The following is a 20,787-nucleotide window of genomic DNA, read 5'->3' as shown; positions in this document are numbered from 1 at the left end:
GGAGCGCTGGCCGGCCCGCTTCCCGGGCGGGCGGGAGAAGGGGCTTCACGGCCGCGTCAGGGAACGCGCGGGGGACGCCGGGCGCTGTTATCCTGCGGGGCCGCCTTTCCGCCCTCCTGCCCCCGAACCGCCGCATGTCCGCGCCCGCGACCCGTCCTCTCTCTGTCGACAGCCTGCTGGGGCCTGGTGGCGCGCTGGAAGAGGCGCTGCCCGCGTACGAGCACCGCCCGGAGCAGCTCCAGATGGCGCGCGCGGTGGAGCGGGCCTTCTCCGAAGGCAGTTATCTCTTGGCGGAGGCCGGCACCGGCACGGGCAAGACGCTGGCGTACCTGGTGCCCGCGCTCCTGGCGGGGCGCAAGGTGGTGGTGTCCACGGCCACGAAGACATTGCAGGACCAGGTGTTCTTCAAGGACCTGCCGCTGCTCAGTGAGAAGCTGGGCCTGCGCTTCGAGGCGGCGTACCTCAAGGGGCGCGGCAACTACCTGTGCCTGCACCGCTACGAGTCCTTCGAAAAGGACCCGCAGTTCGTCTCGCGCGAAGAGGCGAAGCAGTGGCCGCTGCTCAAGAAGTGGGTGACGCAGACGGAGACGGGGGACCGGGCGGAGCTGGATTTGCCGGAGTCCTTCGCCGCGTGGTCCCGGCTGTCCACCACGTCGGAGACGTGCCTGGGCTCGCGCTGCTCGCAGTACGACACGTGCTTCGTCACGCGGATGCGCAAGCGCGCGGAGGCCGCGGACCTGCTGGTGGTGAACCACCACCTGTTCTTCGCGGACCTGGCGCTGCGCAGCTCCGGCAAGCGCACGGAAGGGGTGCTGCCCTTCTACGACGCGGTCATCTTCGACGAGGCGCACGCGCTGGAGGACGCGGCCAGCGGCCACTTCGGGTGCAGCGTGTCCAACTACCGGCTGGAGGAGCTGTCGCGCGACGCGGTGGCGGCCCTGCAGGCGAAGGATGAGCGGCACGCGACGCTCTCCGCGCTGGCCCAGCGGGTGCGCTCGCACGCGGACGCGCTGTTCCTCCAGGCGCCGCGCGCGCTGGGGATGTCCAGCCAGGAGTCCACCGTGGCCTTGCGCCCGGAGACGATGGGCAAGCTGTCCGGCGCGCTGGAGCAGGTGCGGGAAGGCCTGGCCGCGCTGGCGTCCTTCGCGGGCAGCGAGCGCGAGCCGGAGCTGGCCGCCATCCACCGCCGCGCGGAGGAGATGGCGGAGCAGCTCAGCTTCCTGGAGAAGTCCGAGTCCGCGGACCACGTGTACTGGGCGGAGGCGCGCGGCAAGGGGCTGTTCCTGCGCGCGAGCCCCATCGACGTGGCGAAGGAGCTGCGCGACCGGCTCTACGGCGCGCTGGACACGGTGGTGTTCACCTCCGCGACGCTCGCGGCGGACAGCCGCTTCGACTTCTTCGCCAAGCGCATGGGCATGTACGACGACGAGGGCCAGCCCGTGACGCGCGTGCGCACGCTGGCGGTGCCCAGCCCGTTCGACTTCCCGCGCCAGTCCGCGCTGTACCTGCCCACGCACCTGCCGGACCCCAGCGCCCCGGGTTTCATCGAGGCGGCGGCGGAGGAAATCATCCAGCTGTGCGAAGTGACGGGCGGGCGCGCGTTCGTGCTCTTCACGTCCCTGCGCAACATGGTGCGCGCGTACGAGCTGACGGCGACGCGGCTGCCCTATCAGGCATTGCTCCAGGGGGAGCGGCCCAAGCAGCAGCTTCTGGATGCGTTCCGCCAGACGCCCAGCGTGCTCTTCGCCGCGCACAGCTTCTGGGAGGGCGTGGACGTGCCTGGGGACGCGCTGAGCCTGGTCATCATCGACCGGCTTCCGTTCGCGTCTCCCGGCGACCCGCTGGTGGCCGCGCGCATCCGTCAGATTCAGGCGCGCGGTGAAGAGCCGTTCGACCAGTACCAGCTGCCGCAGGCGGCGCTGGCGCTGCGGCAGGGCTTCGGGCGGCTCATCCGCACGCAGGCGGACCGGGGCATTGTCGCGATGCTGGATCGCCGCATCGTGACCAAGGGCTACGGCCGCGTGTTCCTCTCCAGCCTTCCGCCCGCGAAGCGGATGGAGGACACGACGGAATTGAGCCGCTGGTTCAACGGCCCGGTGCGCCCGGTGCCGCCCGTGCGCTCGATTCGCTGAACACGTCGCGCAGGCGCAGGCCCACGCGTGCCTGGAAGGGCGGGGCCAGGGTGTCCACGCCCGCGCGGCCCGCGAGGTACTGGCGGTCGAAGAGGTTCTCCACCGCGCCGAAGGCGTCCACCTTCCAGAACAGGTGGCGGCTCACGAACAGGTCCACCACCGCCGCGCCGCCCATGCCGCGCGTGTTGAGGTCGTCCTCGTACTGCGGGCCGAACACACGCAGCTGCGCGGTGACGGAGACGATGCGCGGGTCATCGAAGGTGACCGCGAGCGAGCCGCGATGCCTGGGGTCCTGCGGAAGCTGGCGACCCACGAGGTCGGGCTGACCGGGGGCGCGCGTGACGACGGGGTCCACGAAGGTATAGGCGGCGAGCGCGGTCCACTGCCGGGACATGCGCCAGTCCGCGCCCAGCTCCACGCCTCGCACGCGGGCCCGGCCCAGGTTCTGTCTCTGGCGCGTGGCTCCGTCCGGCAGGGGCGTGGCGAGGGTGACGTTGGTGACGGGCGCGTCCAGCACGTTCCAGAAGCCGGTGACGCGGCCGGTGAGTCCGCGCGGGCCGGTGGCCTCCACGCCTGCCTCGGTGCCCCAGAGGCGCTCCGCGCCCAGGTCCGGGTTCGCGGCGGTGAGGACGGTGCCCACCTGGAAGGGGCGATAGAGCTCGTTGAGGGTGGGGGCGCGGAAGGCGCGGTACGCGGAGGCGCGCAGCGTGAGCCACTCCAACGGGCGCACGCGCGCGGCGATGCGCGGACTGAGCTGGCGCGCGGTGCGGGGCTCGAAGTCGGTGGCGGTGGTGGTGCCGTTCGCGAAGCTCTCCAACTGGTTGCCGTCGAAGTTGCGCCACGTGTCCCAGCGCAGCGTGCCGGCGAACTCCAGCGCGGGGGACACGGTGTAGAGGTCCTGCACGAAGACGCCGCCGGACAGCTGCGTGCCCCGCGTGTTGCGCGCGTAGAGCGTCGTGGCGGTGTAGCTGGCGGGGAAGAGCACCTCGTCGGCCCTGCCGTGGGAGCGGCGCACGTCCACGCCCGCTGCGAGCACGTGGGTTCCGCCCAGTGTCAGCTCCGGACCGGTCCAGACGAGCGAGCCGCCCTGGTCGTCCGCGGGCACGTCCTGGAGGGCGGAGCGGATCTCGAAGTTGCGGTCCGGTGCGACGCGCGCTCGGTCCTGGGCGAAGTGCTGGGTGCGGCCATGGAGGCCCAGCTCGAAGGCGCCGGCGGCGTCCGTGCGGAGGCGGGCGTTCGCGGCGAACCACATGAGGTCCACGCTGGCGACGGTGTACTGGGTGCCACCGTTCTGCGTCTCGCGGAACACGCCCGCGCGGGCGGAGAGGGACAGATGGTCGGTGGCCGCAGCTTCGACGCGCGCCTGGGCGCTGACGTGGTTGGAGGGCGTGTCTCCATCGATGCGGCCGCGCTGGCCTTCGGGGACGATGCGGTAGCCGTTGCTGGTGAGGCCCTCGACCTCCAACGAGGCGCCCACGCGGCCCCAACGGTCCGCGATGCGCGCGGCGGCGAAGCCGGTGCCCAGGTTGCCGGCGGACAGGTCGACGTCGAGCACCGGGCCGGTGATGGGCCGGGAGAACAGCTGCACCACGCCGCCCAGCGCGGCGCTGCCATAGAGCGCGGAGCCGCCGGTGGGGACGACCTCGACGCGGTCCAGGCCCAGGCGGGGCAGGGCGCGCCAGAAGACCCAGCCTCCGTAGGGGTCGTTGAAGGGAAGCCCGTCCAGCAGCACCAGCCCACGCGCCACGCCGGAGGGCGCGAGCCCGCGCAGGTTGAGCCCCTGCGCGGTGGGGTCCGCGACGAGCGACGGCGTGCGGCGGAACGTGGCCGCGGACGGCAGCGTGCGGATGAGCGCGTCCTGCGTGAGCGTGGGGCTGCGTTCCATCTCCTCGCGGGGAATCACCACCGTGGTGGCGGGCACGTCGCGCAGCGGCCGCGGCAGGCGCGTGGCGGTGACGACGGTGCGGGTGTCGCGAGGAGGCTCGGGCTGAGGCTCGGGCTCGGCGGGGGCCACGAGCGCGGCGGCCTCCGGCTCGCGGGCCGTGTCCGCGTCCACCGTCTGCGCGGTGGCCACGCCGGGCAACAGCAACGCCCATGCGAGGCGATGGGAGAGCGACGAGCGAGAGACGGCGCGAGGTCCAGGCATCGGGCCCGCTCTACTGGATGTCGTGCTCCCGGGCGAGCAATGGCGGGCTCCAGAAACACGAACGGCGGTGAAGCGCCCGGAGGGCCACTCCACCGCCGCCGTTCACGGCCGGAAGGCCGTGGGGAACAACTACGCCGCAGCCATGCCACCGCCGGAGGCGGCCGGGCCCTGGTACTGCGCGTCGCCGAAGCCGAGCATCGGGATGAAGATGAAGCCCAGGAACGCGATGCCAATGCCGAAGCCCGTGCTCTTGCCGAAGGACTTGGCCAAGTCGATGCTCATGATGATGCCCGCGATGAAGCCCGCGGGCGGGCACAGCAGGAACAGCGCCATCCACCAGATGGGGCGGCCCACGATGGTGAGCATGATGTAGAGGTTGTAGAAGGGAACGATCGCCGCCCAGCCGGGCTGCCCCGCCTTGACGAACATCTTCCACATGCCCGCGATCACCACGGCGATGACCGCGAGGTAGACGAGCGACATCACGATGGCGAACGGCCCGGAGGACTGGGACTGCTGCTGCTCCATCGCCTGCCGCATCATCTCTGCTTGTTCTTCGTTCATGAGCGACTTCCCCCTCGGAAGTGTAGGACCCACCTCCGTGGGCGGATCCAAGTTCACTCCCGAACAAAGGCGAAGTCGGGGGGAGAAAGCAAATTCCTTCCCCCGCCCGAGGGAGGCCGCTCAGGCCTTGAGCGTCTCCGGCACCTGCCAGTCCGGCTTCAGCCGCTGGATGACCTTCACGAAATTCTCCTTGTCCTGGGCTTTCTCCAGGGCGGCCTCGGGGAGGATGACGTCGTCCTTCACCAGCCGCTCCAGGTGCATGTCCAGGGTCTGCATGCCCTGGTTCTGGCCGGCCTGCATCTTGGAGGCGATCTGGAACACCTTGCCCTCGCGAATCATGGCGGCGATGGCGGCGCTGCCCACCAGGATTTCGAGCGCGGCGACGCGGCCCTTGCCGTCCGCGGTCTTGATGAGCTGCTGGGCGACGATGCCGGCCAGCGACTCCGCGAGCATGCCGCGCACCTGACCCTGCTCGTCCGCGGGGAAGGAGTTGATGATGCGGTCGATGGTGGCGGGGGCGCTGTTGGTGTGCACCGTGGCGAAGACGAGCACGCCGAAGCTGGCCAGTTGGAGCGCCAGCTTCATGGTCTCGTTGGTGCGGAGCTCGCCAATGAGGATGACGTTGGGGTCTTCACGGCCGGCGGAGCGGATGGCGGTGGCGAAGCTGGAGGCGTGCGGGCCCACCTCGCGGTGGGTGACCTGGGACTTGAGCGATTCGTGCACGAACTCCACCGGGTCCTCCACGGTGAGCACGTGCGCCGGGCGCGTCTTGTTGATGTGGTTGATCATCCCGGCGAGCGTCGTGGACTTGCCCGAGCCCGTGGGGCCCGTCACCAGCACCAGCCCGCTGCGGCGGTCCGCCATCTTGCGCACCACCTCCGGCGTCTTCAGGTCCTCCAGCGACAGCACCTTGCTGGGGATGGTGCGGAACACGGCGCCAATGCCAGTCATCCGGTAGAAGTAGTTGGCGCGGAAGCGGGCCTTGGTGCCGTAGCCGTAGGCGAAGTCCAGGTCCAGCTCCTCCGTGATCTGCCGCTTCTGTTCGGGCGAGCAGATTTCGAAGAGCAATGACTCCAGTTCTTCGGTGGTGAGGGCTTCTTCGCGCAGGGGCATGAGCTCGCCGCGGATGCGGCCCAGGGGCGGGTAGCCCACGCCCAGGTGCAGGTCGCTGCCCTTCTTGTCGAGCAGGATGTCGAACCAGGCGGCGATGCGAGGGGTGTCCGTCATGTCAGGCGCCCTTCTTGCCAAGCAGTGAGCCCACCTTGGACAGCATCCGCGCGCCCTCCTGGGCGGTGGCGGGCGGGGGCACGGTGGGAGCTGCGCCGGGCCGCTTGCCCGTCACCATGGCTTCGATTTCGTCCGGGTTCTCCGCGAAGCCCTTCACCGTCTCCAGCGTCGCCTTTCCGGAGCGGGCCAGGTCCGAGAGCGAGTCCTCGAAGCGGATGATGCCCAGCGACTTGCCGCGCTGCTGGAGGGAGGGGATTTGATACGTCTTGTTGTCGCGGATGAGGTTGCCCAGGGCCACGGAGCCGGTGAGCACCTCGGCGGCGGCGACCAGGGACTTGCCGTCCGTGCCAGGCATCAGCCGCTGGCTGACGATGAGGCGCAGGCCGCTGGAGAGCGACAGCCGCACCTGCTGCTGGTCCGCCGGCGGGAAGAGGTCGATGAGCCGGTCGATGGTCTTCGCCGCGCTGGGCGTGTTCATGGTGCTGATGAGCAGGTGGCCCGTTTCGCTGGCGGCGAGCGCCATGCGCACGGTCTCCGTGTCGCGCAGCTCGCCCACGACGATGACGTCCGGGTCCTCGCGGAGGCTGCCCTTGAGGGCGCTGGCGAAGGTGCGGGTGCTGGTGCCCACCTCGCGCTGGCTGATGAGGGCGCGCTTGCGCGGGTGCACGTACTCCACCGGATCCTCCACGGTGAGCACGTGGTGCGTCGTTTCACGGTTGATGATGTCCACCAGCGCCGCGAGCGTGCTCGTCTTGCCGTGACCGGATGGACCGGTGAGCACGATGAGGCCCTGGTGGTGGTGCGTGGCCTTGGCGATGTCCGCGGGCAGGCCCAGCGACTCCAGGGTGGGGATTTCGCGGGGGATGACGCGGAAGGTGCCCTTGAGGCCCGTGCGCTGGCGGCACACGTTGACGCGGAAGCGGCCGGTCTCCTCGGAGTCCAGCGCGAAGTCCACGCTGCCGTCCTTCTCCAGCACGTGGCGCAGCCGCTCCGGGATGATGGGGAGCAGCAGCCGCTCCACCGTCTCCGGGGACAGCGGCGTGTCCTGCGGGAGCAGCTCTCCGGCCAGGCGCAGCAGCGGAGGCCGTCCGGCCACCAGGTGCAGGTCGCTGGCGCTCATGCTGCGCGCCTGCTCCAGCAGCACGGTCAGGTCGCGGCCCGGAGCGGAGGTCGCGCGCGAGATGGGGATGATCCGCGCGGGGGGATTCGCGCTGGCGGTGGAGTGGGACGCAGCGCCTGGATGGGCCGCAGCGCCTGCATGAGCCGCAGCGCCTGCATGGGCCGCCGCACCTGCATGGGCCGCAGCGCCTGCATGGGCCGCAGCACCCGCGTGGGCAGGCGCACTCGCGTATCCGCCCGCGCCTGCGTGTGAAGGAGCGCCCGCGTGAGGGGCCGCGCTGACAGGAACTCCGCGCGCGGCGGCTCCCGCACCCATTCCACCAGGCTGCGTGGCCCGCGCGTCCACGGGCGCGGAGACCGCGGGCACTCCCGCGTAGGGCGTGCGCGTGGGCGCCTGGGCGGACACGGCCGGCATTCCCGCGTAGGGCGTCCGCGTGGGCGCGGCAGGCGCCGCCGGAGCCGCTGCAGTCGCCGGAGCCGCCGCGGTCGCTGGAGCCGCGGCGGCCGCCGCGCCTTCCGCGCTTCGCGTGAGGCGCACGTTCATCAGCTCGCCCCGGCGCACCGCGGCGATGTTGAGGGAACCCAGGCCGGTGGCGTTCACCGTCCATTGCACCGGCGTCTCCGACACAGAGGACGCGCGCGCCATGCCCACCATCGCCTGGAGGGCCTTCACGAGCTCATCGGTGGAGAGGGCGCCTGGATCGACGGGCTCGTAACCGTTGGCGCCGCGCACCATCGGAGGACGGCCACTGGCCAGGGCCAGCTCGGTGATTCCAGGACGCGAGAGATGACGCAGCAGTTCCGCGAGCGGTTTCATTCAGGGGGAAGCCCCACCGCTGCCGTGCGTCAGGCCCGGCGGGGTGGAAACTCCCGAAAGGATAGTCGACCGCCGCGCTCCAGGTCACCCTGGGGGCACGCCCCAAACGCACGACGGGAGCGGCCGTGCGAGGGCCCCTCCCGTCGGGTCCAACCGATTGCTGGGGTACCGCGGACTACAGCTCGCGCGACATCAGGAGCCGCAGCTTGCCGGACTTCTTGGAGACCACCGTGGCCACCGTGGTGAAGCCCGCCTTGCGGTAGAAGCCCACCGCGGGCGCGTTCGCAGGATCCACGCGCAGGGCGATGGTCTTGCGGTACATGTCGCGCGCCGCGTCCAGCGCCTTGTCCAGCAGCATGGCGCCCAGGCCGTGGCGCCGCAGCTCCGGCTTCACCACGATGTTGCGCAGGTAGGCCGCGCCCGGCACCGGACCGTCGCGCTCCACCGTCACGTAGCCCACCACCTGGCTCTGGAGCCGCGCCACGTGGATGAAGGGCTTCAGCTGGGTGAGGGCCTTGAGGCTCTCCTCCTGCGACTCACCCCGCCCCTTCCAGGGCTCGGAGTTGGCGCGCAGGGCCGACACCGTCGTCAGGTCCTCGTCGGTGGGCGGACCGAATTTGACCCCGGTCACCATTTCGTTGGGGAGCGTCGCTCCGTCCAGCACCGGCGTGGGGGCCGCCACCTCGACGCCAGGGTCCACCTGCTTCATCGTCATCGCCTTGCTCCTCCGTCGCGTCCGCGATCCTAACCGGTCCCCCCGTACCCATGCACGCGATCATTCCGCGCGCATTGTCCTGTTTTCCGTGTGGGGAGACGTCCTCCTCCCAGGCGGGGAGCCGGAACTTGTCGAAACGCCGCCTACGGGCGCGTCATTCCGGGAAGACGCGTCCTGCTCCGCCGTCTGGACTGCGAGCGGCCTTCCGCGCGGAGCGTGAGGCCATTATAAAACCCCTGTCCGGGTCCCCCTCGGTCCGAGTTTAAGCCCCTTGCAACTCAACCACGCCCAGCGCGAGCTGACGCTCAAGATCGTCTATTACGGCCCCGGGTTGAGCGGGAAGACGACGAACTTGCGCAAGCTGCACGCGCGGGCGCGGGCGGACGTGCGAGGGCGCCTCCTGTCGGTGGATACCCACGACGACCGGACGCTCTTCTTCGACCTGCTGCCCGTCTTCTTCTCCACCTCCACGGGCTTCAAGGTGAAGGTGAAGCTCTTCACCGTGCCCGGTCAGGTCATCCACAACGCCACGCGGCGGGTGGTGCTGCAGGGCGCGGACGCGGTGGTCTTCATCGCGGACAGCCGGCGCGGGGCGGCGCAGGAGAACAACGCCTACTGGCGCAACCTGCAGGAGAACCTGCGGGAGATGGAGCTGGACCCCACGCAGGTGCCGGTGGTCATCCAGTTCAACAAGCGCGACCTGCCCGACAGCCTCACGGACGAGGAGCTGGCGGAGGTGCAGCGCCGGGGCAGCCAGCCGGTGGTGGGCTCCGTGGCCGTGCGAGGCGAGGGCGTGGTGGAGACCTTCCATGCCGTGGTGCAGACGGCCTGGCGCGCGCTGGAGGGCCGGGCGCAGCTGTCGCGCAACGTGGGCTTGAGCGAGGAAGAGTTCCTGGGGCAGATCTTCCGTCACATCGACCTGAGCGGTACGGCGCTGGAGGGGCGGTACGGCCCCGGCGCCATTCCTGGCGGCAGGGAGAGCGGGAGGGCGCCATGAACGGCGCGGCAGGCGGAGGATCCCGGAACACCGCGAGCGCGCCCCGGCGTGAGTCCGCGCTCCAGCGCCGGCTGTCGCTGGGGGACCTGCTGGACCTGCCGTCCTTCACGGAGGTGGTGAAGGGCTTCAGCGACCTGTACCGCGTGGGCATCAAGGTGCTGGACACGCGCGGCAACAAGCTGGCGGACGTGAAGGTGGGCCACGGCGACTTCTGCGCCTACGTCTTCTCCTTCCCGGACGGCCGCCACGCGTGCACCGCCATGGTGGGCCGGGTGAAGGACGGCCCCGTGCTGCCGGAGGCCGGCGGGCGCGTGGCGGACGGAGACGTCTCCGAGGCCGCGGGCCTCATCGCGCTCACCTGCTTCACCGGCCTGCGCTACGTGGTGATGCCGGTTCGCTGGGACGGAGACCTGCTGGGCCGGGTCATCCTGGGGCCCTTCACGCCGGAGGAGCTGACGGACTTCCCGGAGACGCTCACCAGCATCCACGGCCTGGACCTGGAGCGCGCGCAGGAGCTGCTGGGCCGCGTTCGCCGCGTGCCGGAGCGCACCGCCGCGCAGGTGCTGGGCCACTTCGGTCAGGTGCTGGGCGCGCTCGTCGCCAGCGGGCAGAAGGCGTACCTGGCCACGCACCTGCATCTGGAGTCCACGCTGGAGGTGCACCGCGAGCTGGAGGCGCAGAACGCGCGGCTGCTCCAGGCGAACGCTCGGCTCAAGGAGCTGGACCGGCTGAAGTCCACCTTCCTGGGCACGGTGAGCCACGAGCTGCGCACGCCGCTCGCGTCCATCCTGGGCTACTCGGAGATGATGGCGGAGGGGCTGGCGGGGCCGCTCAACCCGGAGCAGCTCCAGTACGTGCGCACCATCGTGGAGAAGGGCGAGACGCTCCTCTCGATGATCTCCTCGCTGCTGGACCTGAGCCAGATTGAAGCCGGGCGTCTGCGCCTGTCCATGGCGCCGGTGGACCCTGGCTACGTCATCCAGACGGCGGTCTCCAGCGTGCTGCCGCAGGCGCAGCGCAAGGGCCTGGAGCTGGAGGTGCGGCTGCCGCACACGCCGCAGCCCCGGCTGGCGGGTGACTTGGACAAGCTGCGCCAGGTGGTGGTGAACCTGCTGGCCAACGCGGTGAAGTTCACGCCCGCGGGCGGCCGGGTGAAGGTGACGCTGTCGGACGCGGCGATGCAGCAGGAGCTGGGCGTGCCCGGCTACCGCATCAGCGTGGAGGACACCGGCGTGGGCATCCGCGCCGAGGAGTTCGAGCGCATCTTCCAGAGCTTCTACCAGGTGGACGGCAGCTCCACGCGCGAGTTCGGCGGCGCGGGGCTGGGCCTGGCCATCGTGAAGAGCCTGGTGGAGGGCCACGGCGGCCGGGTGCGCGTGGAGAGCGAGTTCGGCCACGGCTCGCGCTTCATCGTCCAGCTGCCGCTGCACCCGCCCATGCAGGAGCGCGGATTGACGGCCGCGCCTCCCATGTCGGAGCCGGACCGCTTCTAAAGGCAGACAGCAGCATGCCGCGGCGCGCCAGCCACGGAGCAGGCGGATGGCTGGAGCCGTATCCTGAATTTAGAGTTTATACGGCTTAAGCTTGATTTGAGCAAAAAGCTGTATAGTCTGTTTTCTGTAGTTCCCAACCCCGCTGACATTGGAGTTGCCCATGAAGACGTTCTCGATCCGCGCGTTCGGCGTGGCTGTGTTCGCTATTGCCGGTCTGACGGTGGGCTGTGGTGGCGCGCCGGAGGACATGGAGGCGCAGCCGCAGGATGGTACGCAGGTGAACGCGCCTGCCCAGGAGGAGAACAACGACCGCCCGGTGCACGCGAAGTACTTCCGCTGGGTGTGCAACGCGAACACCGTGGGCCTGCGCACCTCGCCGGGCGGCGCCGTGTACGCGCAGATCAACTACGGCGAGGGCGTGGAGGTGTACAGCCGCGACGGCAACTGGATGTACGTGCAGCGCCTGTCCACCGGCCAGTGGGGCTGGACGGACGCGACCTATTTCTGCGTCTGAGCCCGCTTCGCTAGTCCGCGTGGGGCTGTTCGGAGGCGTGGGGCTTGAACAGCTCCGCGCCTCCGGCGTCCGCCGGAAGGAACGTGGGCAGCCGCGTCTGCACGAACGCGCCCACGAGCCCCAGCAGCATCACCACGCCCAGCGCGCGGCCCAGCCGCAGCGTGAGCGACCGCTGCTCCGACACGCGCGCCACGAGGATGAAGTTGATGGCGGCGCTGGCGAGCGACGCGATGATGGCGCCCACTCCTGCCGTCGTGGGGGAGATGGTGCCGTTGGCGCACAGCGACGCGGCGGACGCCACCGCGGACGCGCTGGACACCAGTCCGCCCACGGCGCTCACCGCGTAGAAGCCCCAGCGGCCCAGCAGCGTCTGGCCCACGGTGCCCACCACCTGGAGCGCCAGGAAGATGAGGCCGAACTTCAGCGCGGACGGCAGCGAGAAGGGCGACTTCAGGGGCAGGGCGGGAGGCTCGGCGCTGGGCGTGGCCTCCACGCGCGAGCGCATCAGCGCCAGACCCGTGCTGGACAGGAGGATGAGGACCAGCGGGATGGCGGAGTCCACCAGCGCGCGGAACGAGAGCAGCCCCAGCAGCACGGCGTTGCGCAGCGCCATGGCGGCGGTGGCCAGCATCACGCCCCGGTAGGCCACGTCGAGCAGGCGTCCGGACGTCTCTCGCACGCGGTTGGCCAGCTCCGCCACGGTGACGGTGCTGTTGACGAGCCCGCCCAGGAACCCCGTGACCTCCACGCCGTGCGTGCCGAACACCTTCCACAGCATGTAGTTCACGAAGCCGATGGCCGCGATGAGGATGACGGTCACCCACGCGGCGCGCGGCTCGATGAGGCCCCACGGGTCCACCGGCTGCGAGGGCAGCACCGGGTAGATGGCGAAGGCGAGGATGGCCAGCAGGATGGCGCTGCGCAGCTCCTCGGCGGTGATCTTGTGGCTGAAGGTGGCCATCCGCTCCTTCCACGCGAGCAGGCCCGCCGTCGTCACTCCCACCGCCGCGGGCGTCACCGTATGACCCAGGCCGCACAGCACGCCGGCGAAGCCCGTGACGAGCAGCGCGGCGGACGTGGTCAGCTCCGCGCCGCCGTTGGCGCGCAGGGACTGCCAGTTGAGGAAGCACAGCAGCACGCCCAGCAGCGCGAGGCTGAGCAGCGCGAAGTTCGGGCCCAGGAGGCCGCCCATGCCGCCCAGCAGCGCCGCGAAGCCGAACGTGCGCAGGCCGGCCTCCTTGCCACGCCACTCACGCTCCAGCCCGACGAACAGGCCCACCGCGAGCGCGAGCGTCAGCCGCATCAACGTCTGCAGCGGTGGCCAGGAGACGACGGGGGGAAGACCTTCCATCATGCGAAAACCTCTCTCGGACCGTCATGCTCGCGTGTCGGGCCGACGTCAACGCCGCACCCCGTCACGCGAAAGGGACCCGCGTCAGGTGAGGGCGCGAGGGCCTTCGGGGGCGGGTCCGCCACTGACGACGTGCAGCCGCTCCCAACCTTGTCGCGCCAGGAGTTGGTGCAGCCTCGGCCGCAGCGCCGCCTGGAGCGCCTTTGCTCCGGCCTCCTCCTTCAACGACAGCGCGGGAAGTGACCAGCGCTCGCGCACGCGGGCGTCCATGCCCGGGGCATGGTCCGCGACGTCGATGAGGACGTAGTGCGACGCGGGCACGTTCCGGTCGCGCAGGGGCGCGGCGCGCAGGTTCGCCTCCCGCATCAGCGTCTCCACCGCGGGAGGCGGCCCATCATCCAGGCCCGAGCCCGGCGGCGGCGACACCACCGCTCGCGCCCGGTCCGGGTGCGCCAGCGAGTTGAAGAGGGCGGCGGCCAGGTGCGCGGGCCCTGCTTCCGCGCACTCGAAGACGACGGTCTCCACGGCCGTGGGGGCGGGCTTCGGCGGGCTGCCCAGCAGCCACCGGAAGAGGAACACCGCCAGCGCCGCGCCCAACAGCTGCGCCGCGACGAAGGACTCCACCTCCCACGGACTCATCACGCCCACGTGAGCGCTGGCCGCGCGCGCCAGCACCAGCGCCGGGTTCGCCAGCGAGCGCGAGTCCGTGAACCACACCGTCGCCGCCACGTACCCCGCGATGGCCAGCGGCGTCGCGGACGGGCGCGTACGCACGCAGCCTCGCACCACCACCAGCAGCCCGAACGTGGCCACCATCTCCGTGAGGAACCGGGCCCCGTCCGCCACGGGCATCCTCGCGGTGAGCAGCAGCGGCTCATTGCACATGCGGTGCGCCACGAGCCTGCCCACCAGGCTGCCGGACAGCTGCGCCAGCGCGTACAGCGGCACCTCGCGCCAGGGCGTGCGGTCCCCCAGCGCGTCCGCGAAGGTGAGCGCCGGATTCAAATGCGCGCCCGAAAGCGGACGCAGCACCCACAACAGGCACGCCAGCACCGCGCCGCAGGACAGGGACATGAAGAGGCGTCCCTCCGTGGCGCTCGCGCCCAGGTGCTCCGCGACGTGGTGCGACCCCTCCAGCGCCACCACCACCAGCCCGCAGCCCAGCGCTTCCGTCACCAGCCGGCGGCGCAAATCCATGGGTGTGGCGGAAGAGGGCACTCCCTGTCCTATGCCTGGGAGGTCCGACACCGTCAACGCCACGTGCCTCCATCCCGCTCGCCCGTTCGCGGGTCGTCATTGCGTCCCCTGGCGCGAGCGTGGTCTTCAGTGCCGCCATGCCCGGCGAGTTCGACCTCATCCAACGCTTCCTCGCCTGCTTCCCGCGCGCGCGGGTGCCGGTGGGGCCGGGGGACGACTGCGCCGTGCTTGCCCCGTCCAAGGGCGCGCTGTGCGTCACCACCGACGCCGTGGTGGAGGACGTGCACTTCACCCGCGCGACGTTCTCCGCCGCGGACATCGGCCACAAGGCGCTCGCGGTGAACCTGTCGGACCTGGCCGCCATGGGCGCCACGCCGCGCTGGTTCGTCTGCGCGCTCGCGCTGCCCCGGGACTTCCCCGCCCGTGAGCTGTCCGCCATGGGCCGGGGCATGGCCGCGCTCGCGAAGGCCCACCGCATCATGCTCGTGGGCGGCAACTTCACCTCCGCGCGCGAGGTGTCCGTCACCCTCACCGTCACCGGGGAGCTGTCCCACGCGCCCATCACCCGCTCGGGCGCCCGGCCCGGCGACCTCCTCTATGTCTCCGGCACGCTGGGCGACGCGCGCCTGGGACTCCAGCACCTCCAGTCCGGCGTCCGGCGGGGCGCGGCCGTGAAGCGCCAGCGCCGCCCCGAGCCCCGCATCGCCCTGGGGAAGCTGGCCGCGCGCTTCGCCTCCGCCGGGATGGACGTGTCGGATGGACTGGCGCAGGACCTGGGCCACCTGTGCGCCGCGTCCCGGGTGGGCGTGGAGCTGGAGCTGGACCGGCTGCCCCTGTCGCCCGCCGTGCGCGCGGCGCTGGGGCCGGAGGGTGCCTTGCGGGGAGGGGAGGACTACGAACTGCTACTCGCCGTCCCACCTTCGCGCATGCAGGCGTTCGAGCGTGCGTGCGCCCGCGCCGGGCAAAAGGTGACGCGCATGGGAGTGCTCACCCAGGAGCAGACGTTGCGAATTCGAGACGCGGGGGGGCATCTTCTGACCCCTCCGGCGGGATTCGATCACTTCGCCCGGTCAAGCAGGCAGATCCGGCCGGATGATTGACCCGTACCAGACAGCAAGGCTAAACCCCTGGGCTGTTTTCCGCCCCTCCCGCTGAAAGCACCCCGTGCGCCGCCCCCTTCGCGACGACCCCTCCTCTGGCCTCACCCCCCGACGCGAGCCGGTGCAGCGACTGCTGCGCGCCGTCGATGGCCCCAAGGCGGTTCGCGAGCAGTCCCTGCACCGGAAGATCACCACCGGCTACATCCTGCTGGGCCTGCTGCTGGGCACCTGGCTGCTCTGCACGGAGAGCCTCTTCGACGCGTCCTGGGGCCGCTGGAGCTTCATCATCCGGGTGGGCGTGGGCGTGCTCATCACCTTTGGCGGCGCCGCGGTCCTGCCGTCGCTGCTGGCGCGCGTCACCCGCGTGAAGGTGCTCAGCCGCTCCGCCTTCGAGATTTCGCAGGGCGATTTGTCCAAGCCCGTGGCCGCGGAGGTGCACAGCACCCGCGACGAAATCGACGAGCTGACGGGCGCCATCTCCCGCATGCAGGAGAACCTGCGCGAGCTGGTGGGCAAGATCCAGGACACCGCCAAGAGCGTGGCGGACACCGCCATCGACCTTCAGCGCAGCGCGGAGAACGTCAACGGGTCCACGGAGGAAGTGGGCTCGTCGATGGAGAAGATCGCCAGCGGCGCGGAGACCCAGTCTCAGCTGGTGTCGCAGGCCTCCAAGGTCATCACGGAGATGGCCGGCAGCATCCAGCGCACGGCGGCCAGCGCCCTGGACGCGGCCCGCACGTCCGCGGAGACCAGCAGCAGCGCGGAGGACGGCTCCAAGGCGGCGCGGCTCGCCGGCGACAAGGTGAAGAAGGTCTTCAACCGCATCGAGTCCGCCAGCCAGCAGGTGTTCGCCTTCGGCGAGAAGACGCAGGAGATTTCGAAGATCGTCGACGCCATCACCCAGGTGGCGCAGCAGACGAACCTCCTGGCCCTCAACGCCACCATCGAAGCGGCGCGCGCGGGCGAGTACGGCCGCGGCTTCGCGGTGGTGGCGGATGAAGTGCGCAAGCTGGCGGAGAGCGCCGGCCGCTCCGCGGAGCAGATTTCCCGCCTGGCGCGCGACATCTCCGGCCAGTCAACCTCCGTCGTCAGCGCCATGAAGGAAGGCATCGCGGAGCTGGCCGAGGGCCGTGAGGACCTCACCGACATCATGCGCTCCATGGGGGCCATCACCGACACCGCCCGCAAGGGCGCGGAGAAGGTGACGCTCATCTCCGACAGCACCCGCGACCAGATGAAGGGCAGCGAGGAGATGGTGAAGGCCATCGAGGAGATCAAGCTCGTGGCGAAGAACAACGCCAGCTCCACGGAGGCCATCCAGGCCGTCATCCAGGAGCAGACGGCCGCGGTGTCGCGGATGACGTCGCTGGCGAGCGAGCTGACCAACCTCTCCGTGGAGCTGCAGAGCGTGGTGCGCAGCTTCCGCCTGGGGCCCTGAGCGCCCCGTCCCCCGCCTGTCGCCGCCTTGCGGCACAAGGGCCTTCACCGTGCGGCACGTCATCTTCCGGGTCGAGAAGGAACGCTACGGGTTGCCCTTGTCGGCCGTCCGGGAGGTCGTGGTCCCCCCGGAGCGCTACACACGTGTACCGCGGGCCCCGGCCGCCATCACCGGGGTGATGAACCTGCGCGGCCGGGTGGTGACGGTGGTGGAGCTCCGCCAGCTGCTCCACCTGCCAGAAGGTCCCACGCCCCTGTGCCGTGTCGTGCTACTGGACCGGGGTCGCAGGGACTTGGGCCTCCTTGTGACGGACGTGGACGGCATCGAAGCGGTGGAACGCGTCAGCGCCGCGCCGGGCAAGGCCATGCCCGCGGTTCGCGGCGTTGCCCGCCTGGGCGGTCTGGGAGTGACCGTGCTGGATCCGGAAGGACTTGATGCGGCGGTCGTTGCCTTGTTCACTCCCTCCAAGTGAGTAGCCCCCCGGAAACGGCCGGTGATAGGGTGCGCTCCCTCTAGGCCTGAAACGGAGGCGGAGTTCTTCACATGGCTAAGCGGGTGCTGGTCGTCGACGACGCCATCTTCATGCGCAACATGATCAAGGACATCTTTGCGTCTGGAGGGTTCGAGGTCGTCGGTGAGGCGGCCAACGGCCTGGAGGCCGTGGAGAAGTTCAAGGAGTTGAAGCCGGACCTCACGACGATGGACATCGTGATGCCCTTCAAGAGCGGCATTGAAGCCACGCGGGAAATCATCAAGGCCGACAGCAGCGCGGTCGTCATCATGTGCTCGGCGCTCGGACAGGAGAGCCTGGTGATGGAGGCCATCGAGGCGGGTGCCTCGGACTTCATCGTCAAGCCGTTCCGGGCGGAGGACGTGCTGGCGGTCGTGAAGAAGGTGCTGGGCGAGGCCTGAATCGGCGCGCAAGGGACCGCTCCCGCCCGGGTCGCGGCCCCTTCCGCCTGTGAAGGAGGTGCCGGGTCATGACGATGGACATGTCCCGGTATCTGGGCCTCTTCATCTCGGAGGCCACCGAGCACCTGGAGGCGCTCGGACGGGACCTCGTGGAGCTGGAGCGCGAGGCCACCGCCAGCACCGTGGACTCGATGTTCCGGCACGCCCACTCGGTGAAGGGCATGGCGTCGTCCATGGGCTTCGAGCCCATCGCGATGCTGGCGCACCGGGTGGAGGACCTGGTGGACGCGGTGCGGCAGGACCGCAAGCTCCTGGACCGGGACCTGGTGGACCTGCTGTTGAGCGCCACGGACACGCTGACGGCCCAGGTGCGCGCCGTCTCGTCCAACCGCGAACCGGAGCAGGCCGAGGGCTTGCTCAATCAGTTGAGCGCCCGCGTGCAGTCGCTCACCGGCCACGCCCCCGCCGCGACCCGCGTGGCCCATGTCACCGCCCTCAAGCCCGCGACCCCGTCCGGAGGAGATGACGGGGAGGGCTCGGGAGGGGGCGAGGGCCCTTCGGGTGCCTCGGGTTCAGGGACGCCGGGTGGCTCCGCCGGGCCCGCGTCGGGTTCGGGGACTCCGGGCAGCGCGGCCGGTGCCTCGGGAGCCTCTGGCGCCGAGGCTTCGGGCTCGGGAACCTCCGCGTCGAGCGGGGCCGGGCCTTCGACTCCGGGAACCTCCGGTTCGGGAACGTCCAGCGGTGACGCGGCCTCTGGGACAGCCAGTCCGGGCGTTTCCAGCGCGGCGCCGCCCTCCGCCCTGGCGGTGATGCCGCCGGCCACGCTCATGCCGCCTCGCGACCTGAGCGGCCCGGAGGCCCTCTACGGTGCCCCGGCCGCGCGGTCCCTGGCGGTGTTGCCGGAGAACGACCTTTCCACCTCCGTGGTGGCGCTGGCCTCGGGGCTCAAGGCCGCCGCCAGCGGCGTGGACGGCAAGGCCGGCGCGCCCCGCTGGTCGGTGCGCCTGCGCATCTCCCCCACCTGTCAGGTGCCCGGCGTGCGCGCGTTCCTCGTGCACAAGCGGCTGTCCTCCCTGGGCACGCTGGTGGACCTGCGCCCCCCTCTGGAGGAGCTCAAGGCCGGCCGCATCCCGGACGGCTACATCCAGGTGGACGTGGAGACCGGCGTGGGCGACGCCGGCATCCAGGCGGCCCTGCGCAACGTGGCGGAGGTGGAGGTCGTCTCCGTCGCTCCGGCCGTCCCGGAGCCGCCCGTGCTCCCCGTGGCCGCGCCCGCGTCGGACCCGGCGCGCGCCACCGCGGACGCGGGCTCTCGCACGGTGCGCGTGCGCACGGAGCTGCTCGACTACTTCCTCGACACGGTGGGTGAGCTGATGCTCGCCACCGCGCGCCTGCGCGAAGTGGGCAAGGTGCTGCCGGAGAACACGCGCCCCGCGCTGGAGGAGGGCGTCTACCGGCTGCACACGCTGGTGAAGGACCTGCACGACAAGGTCATGAGCGCGCGCATGACGCCGCTGTCGCTCATCACCGACCGGCTGCCCCGCGCCGCGCGCGACCTGGCCCGCCGCAAGGAGCGCGAGGTAGAGCTGGTCATCACCGGCGCTGAAATCGAGCTCGACCGCGCCATCCTCGACGAGCTGGCCGACCCGCTGCTGCACCTCTTGCGCAACTGCATCGACCACGGCCTGGAGTCCCCGGAGGAGCGGGCGGCCGCGAAGAAGTCCGCGCGGGGCCGCGTCACCGTCACCGTGCGCCGTGCGCGCGACCGCGTCATCATCGACATCGAGGACGACGGCCGGGGCATGGACCCCGCGAAGCTCAAGGCCTCCGCGCTCAAGCGCGGGCTCATCACCGAGGACGCCGCCCATCGCATGGCGGACCGCGACGCGTTCCTCCTGTCGTGCCTGCCGGGCGTCTCCACCGCCAAGGACATCACCGACATCTCCGGCCGCGGCGTGGGCATGGACGCGGTGAAGCGCGTGGTGGAGAGCGTGGGTGGCACGCTCGAAATCGACAGCGAGCGCGGCCGGGGCACGACCTTCACGCTGCGCCTGCCGCTCACCGTCGCCGTGGTGCACCTGCTCCTCGTCGAAGTGGGGGAGGAGGTGTTCGGCCTGCCCATCGCCAAGGTGGTGGGCGCCACGGAGGCGGACCCGGAGTCCCTGAGCCGCAGCCGTGAGACGGCGCTCCTGCCTCACGGCAATGGTCTGCTGCCGGTGCACGCCCTGGAGACGCTCCTGGGTGTGCCCGCGTCCCCCATGCCCGGCTACCGGCCCTTCGTGGTGATGGAAGGAGACGCCGGCACCGGCAAGGTGGCGCTGGCGGTGGATCGCCTCCTGGGGCAGGAGGAAGTCGTTCTCAAACCCTTGTCCCGTCCCCTGGACTTGCTGCCGGGACTGTCCGGCGTGACCATCCTGGGCAGCGGTCGTCCCGTGTTCATCCTGGACGTCCCGAGGTTACTGACCGCGTGAGCCCCCCCCTGCCCAGTGACGCGCAGCTCGACGCCCTGCGCGAGGTGGCCAACATCGGCTGTGGACACGGCGCCAACGCCCTGGCCCGGCTGGTGGGTGGCCGCGTGGACCTGTCCATCCCCGAGGTGCGCGTCACGGACGCCACCCAGGGCCCCGCGCTCTTCGCGGACGACGCCCCCGCCGTCGCCGTGCGCCTGGGCATGACGGGAGAGCTGCGCGGCGCGCTGGTGCTGGCGCTGCCGTCCGTGGACGCGGAGGCGCTGGAGTCCGCGCTGGTGCGAGGCCACCCCGCGTCCCCCGAGGAGCGCGAGAGCGCCCTGGCCGAGGCCGCGAACATCCTCGCCAGCGCGTGCCTGTCCGCCATCGGGCGGCTGACGGGCTGGCGGCTGTTGCCCTCCGTGCCCCAGCTCCAGCGCGGGCCGGTGCGGCCGGTGCTGGCGGGCGTGCTGGGCGACGTGGAGCCGGGGCCCGGCGTGGTGCTGGCGGCGCGCTTCTCGGCTTCGGGGCCCACGCCGCTGGGCGGACAGATGCTGCTGGTGCTGGAGCGCGGGAGCGCCCAGGCGCTGCTGTCCCGGCTGGGCCTCTAGGTCCGCC

At 71.0% G+C, this 20,787-nt stretch carries 17 protein-coding genes; 10 read left to right on the top strand and 7 right to left on the bottom strand.

Features of this window, described 5'->3' with window-relative positions:
- The first annotated feature begins 134 nt into the window (after positions 1-134).
- Entirely contained in the window at positions 135-2,132 is a 1,998-nt protein-coding gene (locus D7Y11_RS08085) for an ATP-dependent DNA helicase (RefSeq protein WP_126933392.1), read from the top strand.
- Here D7Y11_RS08085 and D7Y11_RS08080 read toward each other — a convergent pair.
- The 5 genes from D7Y11_RS08080 to D7Y11_RS08060 form a co-directional block, all read right to left on the bottom strand.
- Positions 2,086-4,278, bottom strand: coding sequence for a TonB-dependent receptor (locus D7Y11_RS08080; protein ID WP_126933391.1), 2,193 nt, complete (start codon positions 4,276-4,278; stop codon positions 2,086-2,088). The genes D7Y11_RS08085 and D7Y11_RS08080 overlap by 47 nt on opposite strands.
- 129 nt (positions 4,279-4,407) lie before the next feature.
- Positions 4,408-4,842: a DUF5684 domain-containing protein gene (locus tag D7Y11_RS08075; RefSeq protein WP_199753704.1), complete on the bottom strand. Its 435-nt coding sequence runs from the start codon at positions 4,840-4,842 to the stop codon at positions 4,408-4,410.
- A gap of 120 nt (positions 4,843-4,962) precedes the next feature.
- A complete protein-coding gene (locus D7Y11_RS08070) occupies positions 4,963-6,069 on the bottom strand; it encodes a type IV pilus twitching motility protein PilT (protein ID WP_121781930.1) in 1,107 nt (368 codons plus the stop codon).
- 1 nt (position 6,070) lies between these two features.
- The gene (locus tag D7Y11_RS08065; RefSeq protein WP_233607230.1) at positions 6,071-8,005 is read right to left on the bottom strand and encodes a type IV pilus twitching motility protein PilT; all 1,935 of its coding nucleotides are present in this window, start codon (positions 8,003-8,005) and stop codon (positions 6,071-6,073) included.
- Positions 8,006-8,180: 175 nt separating this feature from the next.
- A complete protein-coding gene (locus D7Y11_RS08060) occupies positions 8,181-8,720 on the bottom strand; it encodes an N-acetyltransferase (protein ID WP_120579087.1) in 540 nt (179 codons plus the stop codon).
- Positions 8,721-8,991: 271 nt separating this feature from the next.
- Here D7Y11_RS08060 and D7Y11_RS08055 point away from each other — a divergent pair, with 271 nt between their 5' ends.
- The 3 genes from D7Y11_RS08055 (at position 8,992) to D7Y11_RS08045 (ending at position 11,724) form a co-directional block, all read left to right on the top strand.
- Positions 8,992-9,717 (top strand): ATP/GTP-binding protein, encoded by a 726-nt coding sequence (locus D7Y11_RS08055; RefSeq protein ID WP_121755110.1) that lies wholly within the window; start codon positions 8,992-8,994, stop codon positions 9,715-9,717.
- A complete protein-coding gene (locus D7Y11_RS08050; protein WP_121755109.1) occupies positions 9,714-11,210 on the top strand; it encodes an ATP-binding protein in 1,497 nt (498 codons plus the stop codon). The genes D7Y11_RS08055 and D7Y11_RS08050 overlap by 4 nt, the downstream gene beginning before the upstream one ends.
- Positions 11,211-11,370: 160 nt before the next feature.
- Positions 11,371-11,724 (top strand): hypothetical protein, encoded by a 354-nt coding sequence (locus D7Y11_RS08045; RefSeq protein WP_126933390.1) that lies wholly within the window; start codon positions 11,371-11,373, stop codon positions 11,722-11,724.
- 10 nt (positions 11,725-11,734) lie between these two features.
- On the opposite strand, the gene D7Y11_RS08040 is transcribed toward D7Y11_RS08045, so the two are convergent.
- Both D7Y11_RS08040 and D7Y11_RS08035 read right to left on the bottom strand, forming a co-directional pair.
- The gene (locus D7Y11_RS08040; protein ID WP_120579083.1) at positions 11,735-13,078 is read right to left on the bottom strand and encodes an MgtC/SapB family protein; all 1,344 of its coding nucleotides are present in this window, start codon (positions 13,076-13,078) and stop codon (positions 11,735-11,737) included.
- 81 nt (positions 13,079-13,159) lie between these two features.
- Entirely contained in the window at positions 13,160-14,293 is a 1,134-nt protein-coding gene (locus D7Y11_RS08035; protein WP_306770424.1) for an aquaporin, read from the bottom strand.
- Positions 14,294-14,409: 116 nt separating this feature from the next.
- Between D7Y11_RS08035 and thiL the strand changes: the two genes are divergently transcribed.
- From thiL to D7Y11_RS08005, 6 genes are all read left to right on the top strand, one after another.
- A complete protein-coding gene (gene thiL, locus D7Y11_RS08030; protein ID WP_121755107.1) occupies positions 14,410-15,372 on the top strand; it encodes a thiamine-phosphate kinase in 963 nt (320 codons plus the stop codon).
- A gap of 64 nt (positions 15,373-15,436) precedes the next feature.
- A complete protein-coding gene (locus tag D7Y11_RS08025; RefSeq protein WP_126933389.1) occupies positions 15,437-16,810 on the top strand; it encodes a methyl-accepting chemotaxis protein in 1,374 nt (457 codons plus the stop codon).
- Between the two features lie 49 nt (positions 16,811-16,859).
- A complete protein-coding gene (locus D7Y11_RS08020; RefSeq protein ID WP_120578197.1) occupies positions 16,860-17,282 on the top strand; it encodes a chemotaxis protein CheW in 423 nt (140 codons plus the stop codon).
- 71 nt (positions 17,283-17,353) lie between these two features.
- Positions 17,354-17,722: a response regulator gene (locus D7Y11_RS08015; protein ID WP_014400067.1), complete on the top strand. Its 369-nt coding sequence runs from the start codon at positions 17,354-17,356 to the stop codon at positions 17,720-17,722.
- A gap of 68 nt (positions 17,723-17,790) precedes the next feature.
- Positions 17,791-20,193 carry a chemotaxis protein CheA gene (locus tag D7Y11_RS08010; protein WP_121754737.1) on the top strand — a complete coding sequence of 801 codons (2,403 nt, stop codon included), beginning with the start codon at positions 17,791-17,793 and terminating at the stop codon, positions 20,191-20,193.
- Complete coding sequence (locus tag D7Y11_RS08005) at positions 20,190-20,780, top strand: chemotaxis protein CheC (protein WP_120578198.1); 591 nt, start codon at positions 20,190-20,192, stop codon at positions 20,778-20,780. The genes D7Y11_RS08010 and D7Y11_RS08005 overlap by 4 nt, the downstream gene beginning before the upstream one ends.
- Positions 20,781-20,787: the final 7 nt, after the last annotated feature.

Source organism: Corallococcus sp. AB018, assembly GCF_003986945.1.
Lineage (GTDB): Bacteria > Myxococcota > Myxococcia > Myxococcales > Myxococcaceae > Corallococcus > Corallococcus exiguus.
This window is presented reverse-complemented; position numbering and strand designations above follow the sequence as displayed.

Excerpts from the sequence above, each read along its gene's own strand:
- D7Y11_RS08015 (WP_014400067.1), top strand. The coding sequence starts at position 17,354 with ATGGCTAAGCGGGTGCTGGTCGTCGACGACGCCATCTTCATGCGCAAC.
- D7Y11_RS08050 (WP_121755109.1), top strand. The coding sequence starts at position 9,714 with ATGAACGGCGCGGCAGGCGGAGGATCCCGGAACACCGCGAGCGCGCCC.
- D7Y11_RS08080 (WP_126933391.1), bottom strand. The coding sequence starts at position 4,278 with ATGCCTGGACCTCGCGCCGTCTCTCGCTCGTCGCTCTCCCATCGCCTC.
- thiL (WP_121755107.1), top strand. The coding sequence starts at position 14,410 with ATGCCCGGCGAGTTCGACCTCATCCAACGCTTCCTCGCCTGCTTCCCG.
- D7Y11_RS08045 (WP_126933390.1), top strand. The coding sequence starts at position 11,371 with ATGAAGACGTTCTCGATCCGCGCGTTCGGCGTGGCTGTGTTCGCTATT.
- D7Y11_RS08085 (WP_126933392.1), top strand. The coding sequence starts at position 135 with ATGTCCGCGCCCGCGACCCGTCCTCTCTCTGTCGACAGCCTGCTGGGG.
- D7Y11_RS08010 (WP_121754737.1), top strand. The coding sequence starts at position 17,791 with ATGACGATGGACATGTCCCGGTATCTGGGCCTCTTCATCTCGGAGGCC.
- D7Y11_RS08070 (WP_121781930.1), bottom strand. The coding sequence starts at position 6,069 with ATGACGGACACCCCTCGCATCGCCGCCTGGTTCGACATCCTGCTCGAC.
- D7Y11_RS08075 (WP_199753704.1), bottom strand. The coding sequence starts at position 4,842 with ATGAACGAAGAACAAGCAGAGATGATGCGGCAGGCGATGGAGCAGCAG.
- D7Y11_RS08060 (WP_120579087.1), bottom strand. The coding sequence starts at position 8,720 with ATGACGATGAAGCAGGTGGACCCTGGCGTCGAGGTGGCGGCCCCCACG.
- D7Y11_RS08065 (WP_233607230.1), bottom strand. The coding sequence starts at position 8,005 with ATGAAACCGCTCGCGGAACTGCTGCGTCATCTCTCGCGTCCTGGAATC.
- D7Y11_RS08040 (WP_120579083.1), bottom strand. The coding sequence starts at position 13,078 with ATGATGGAAGGTCTTCCCCCCGTCGTCTCCTGGCCACCGCTGCAGACG.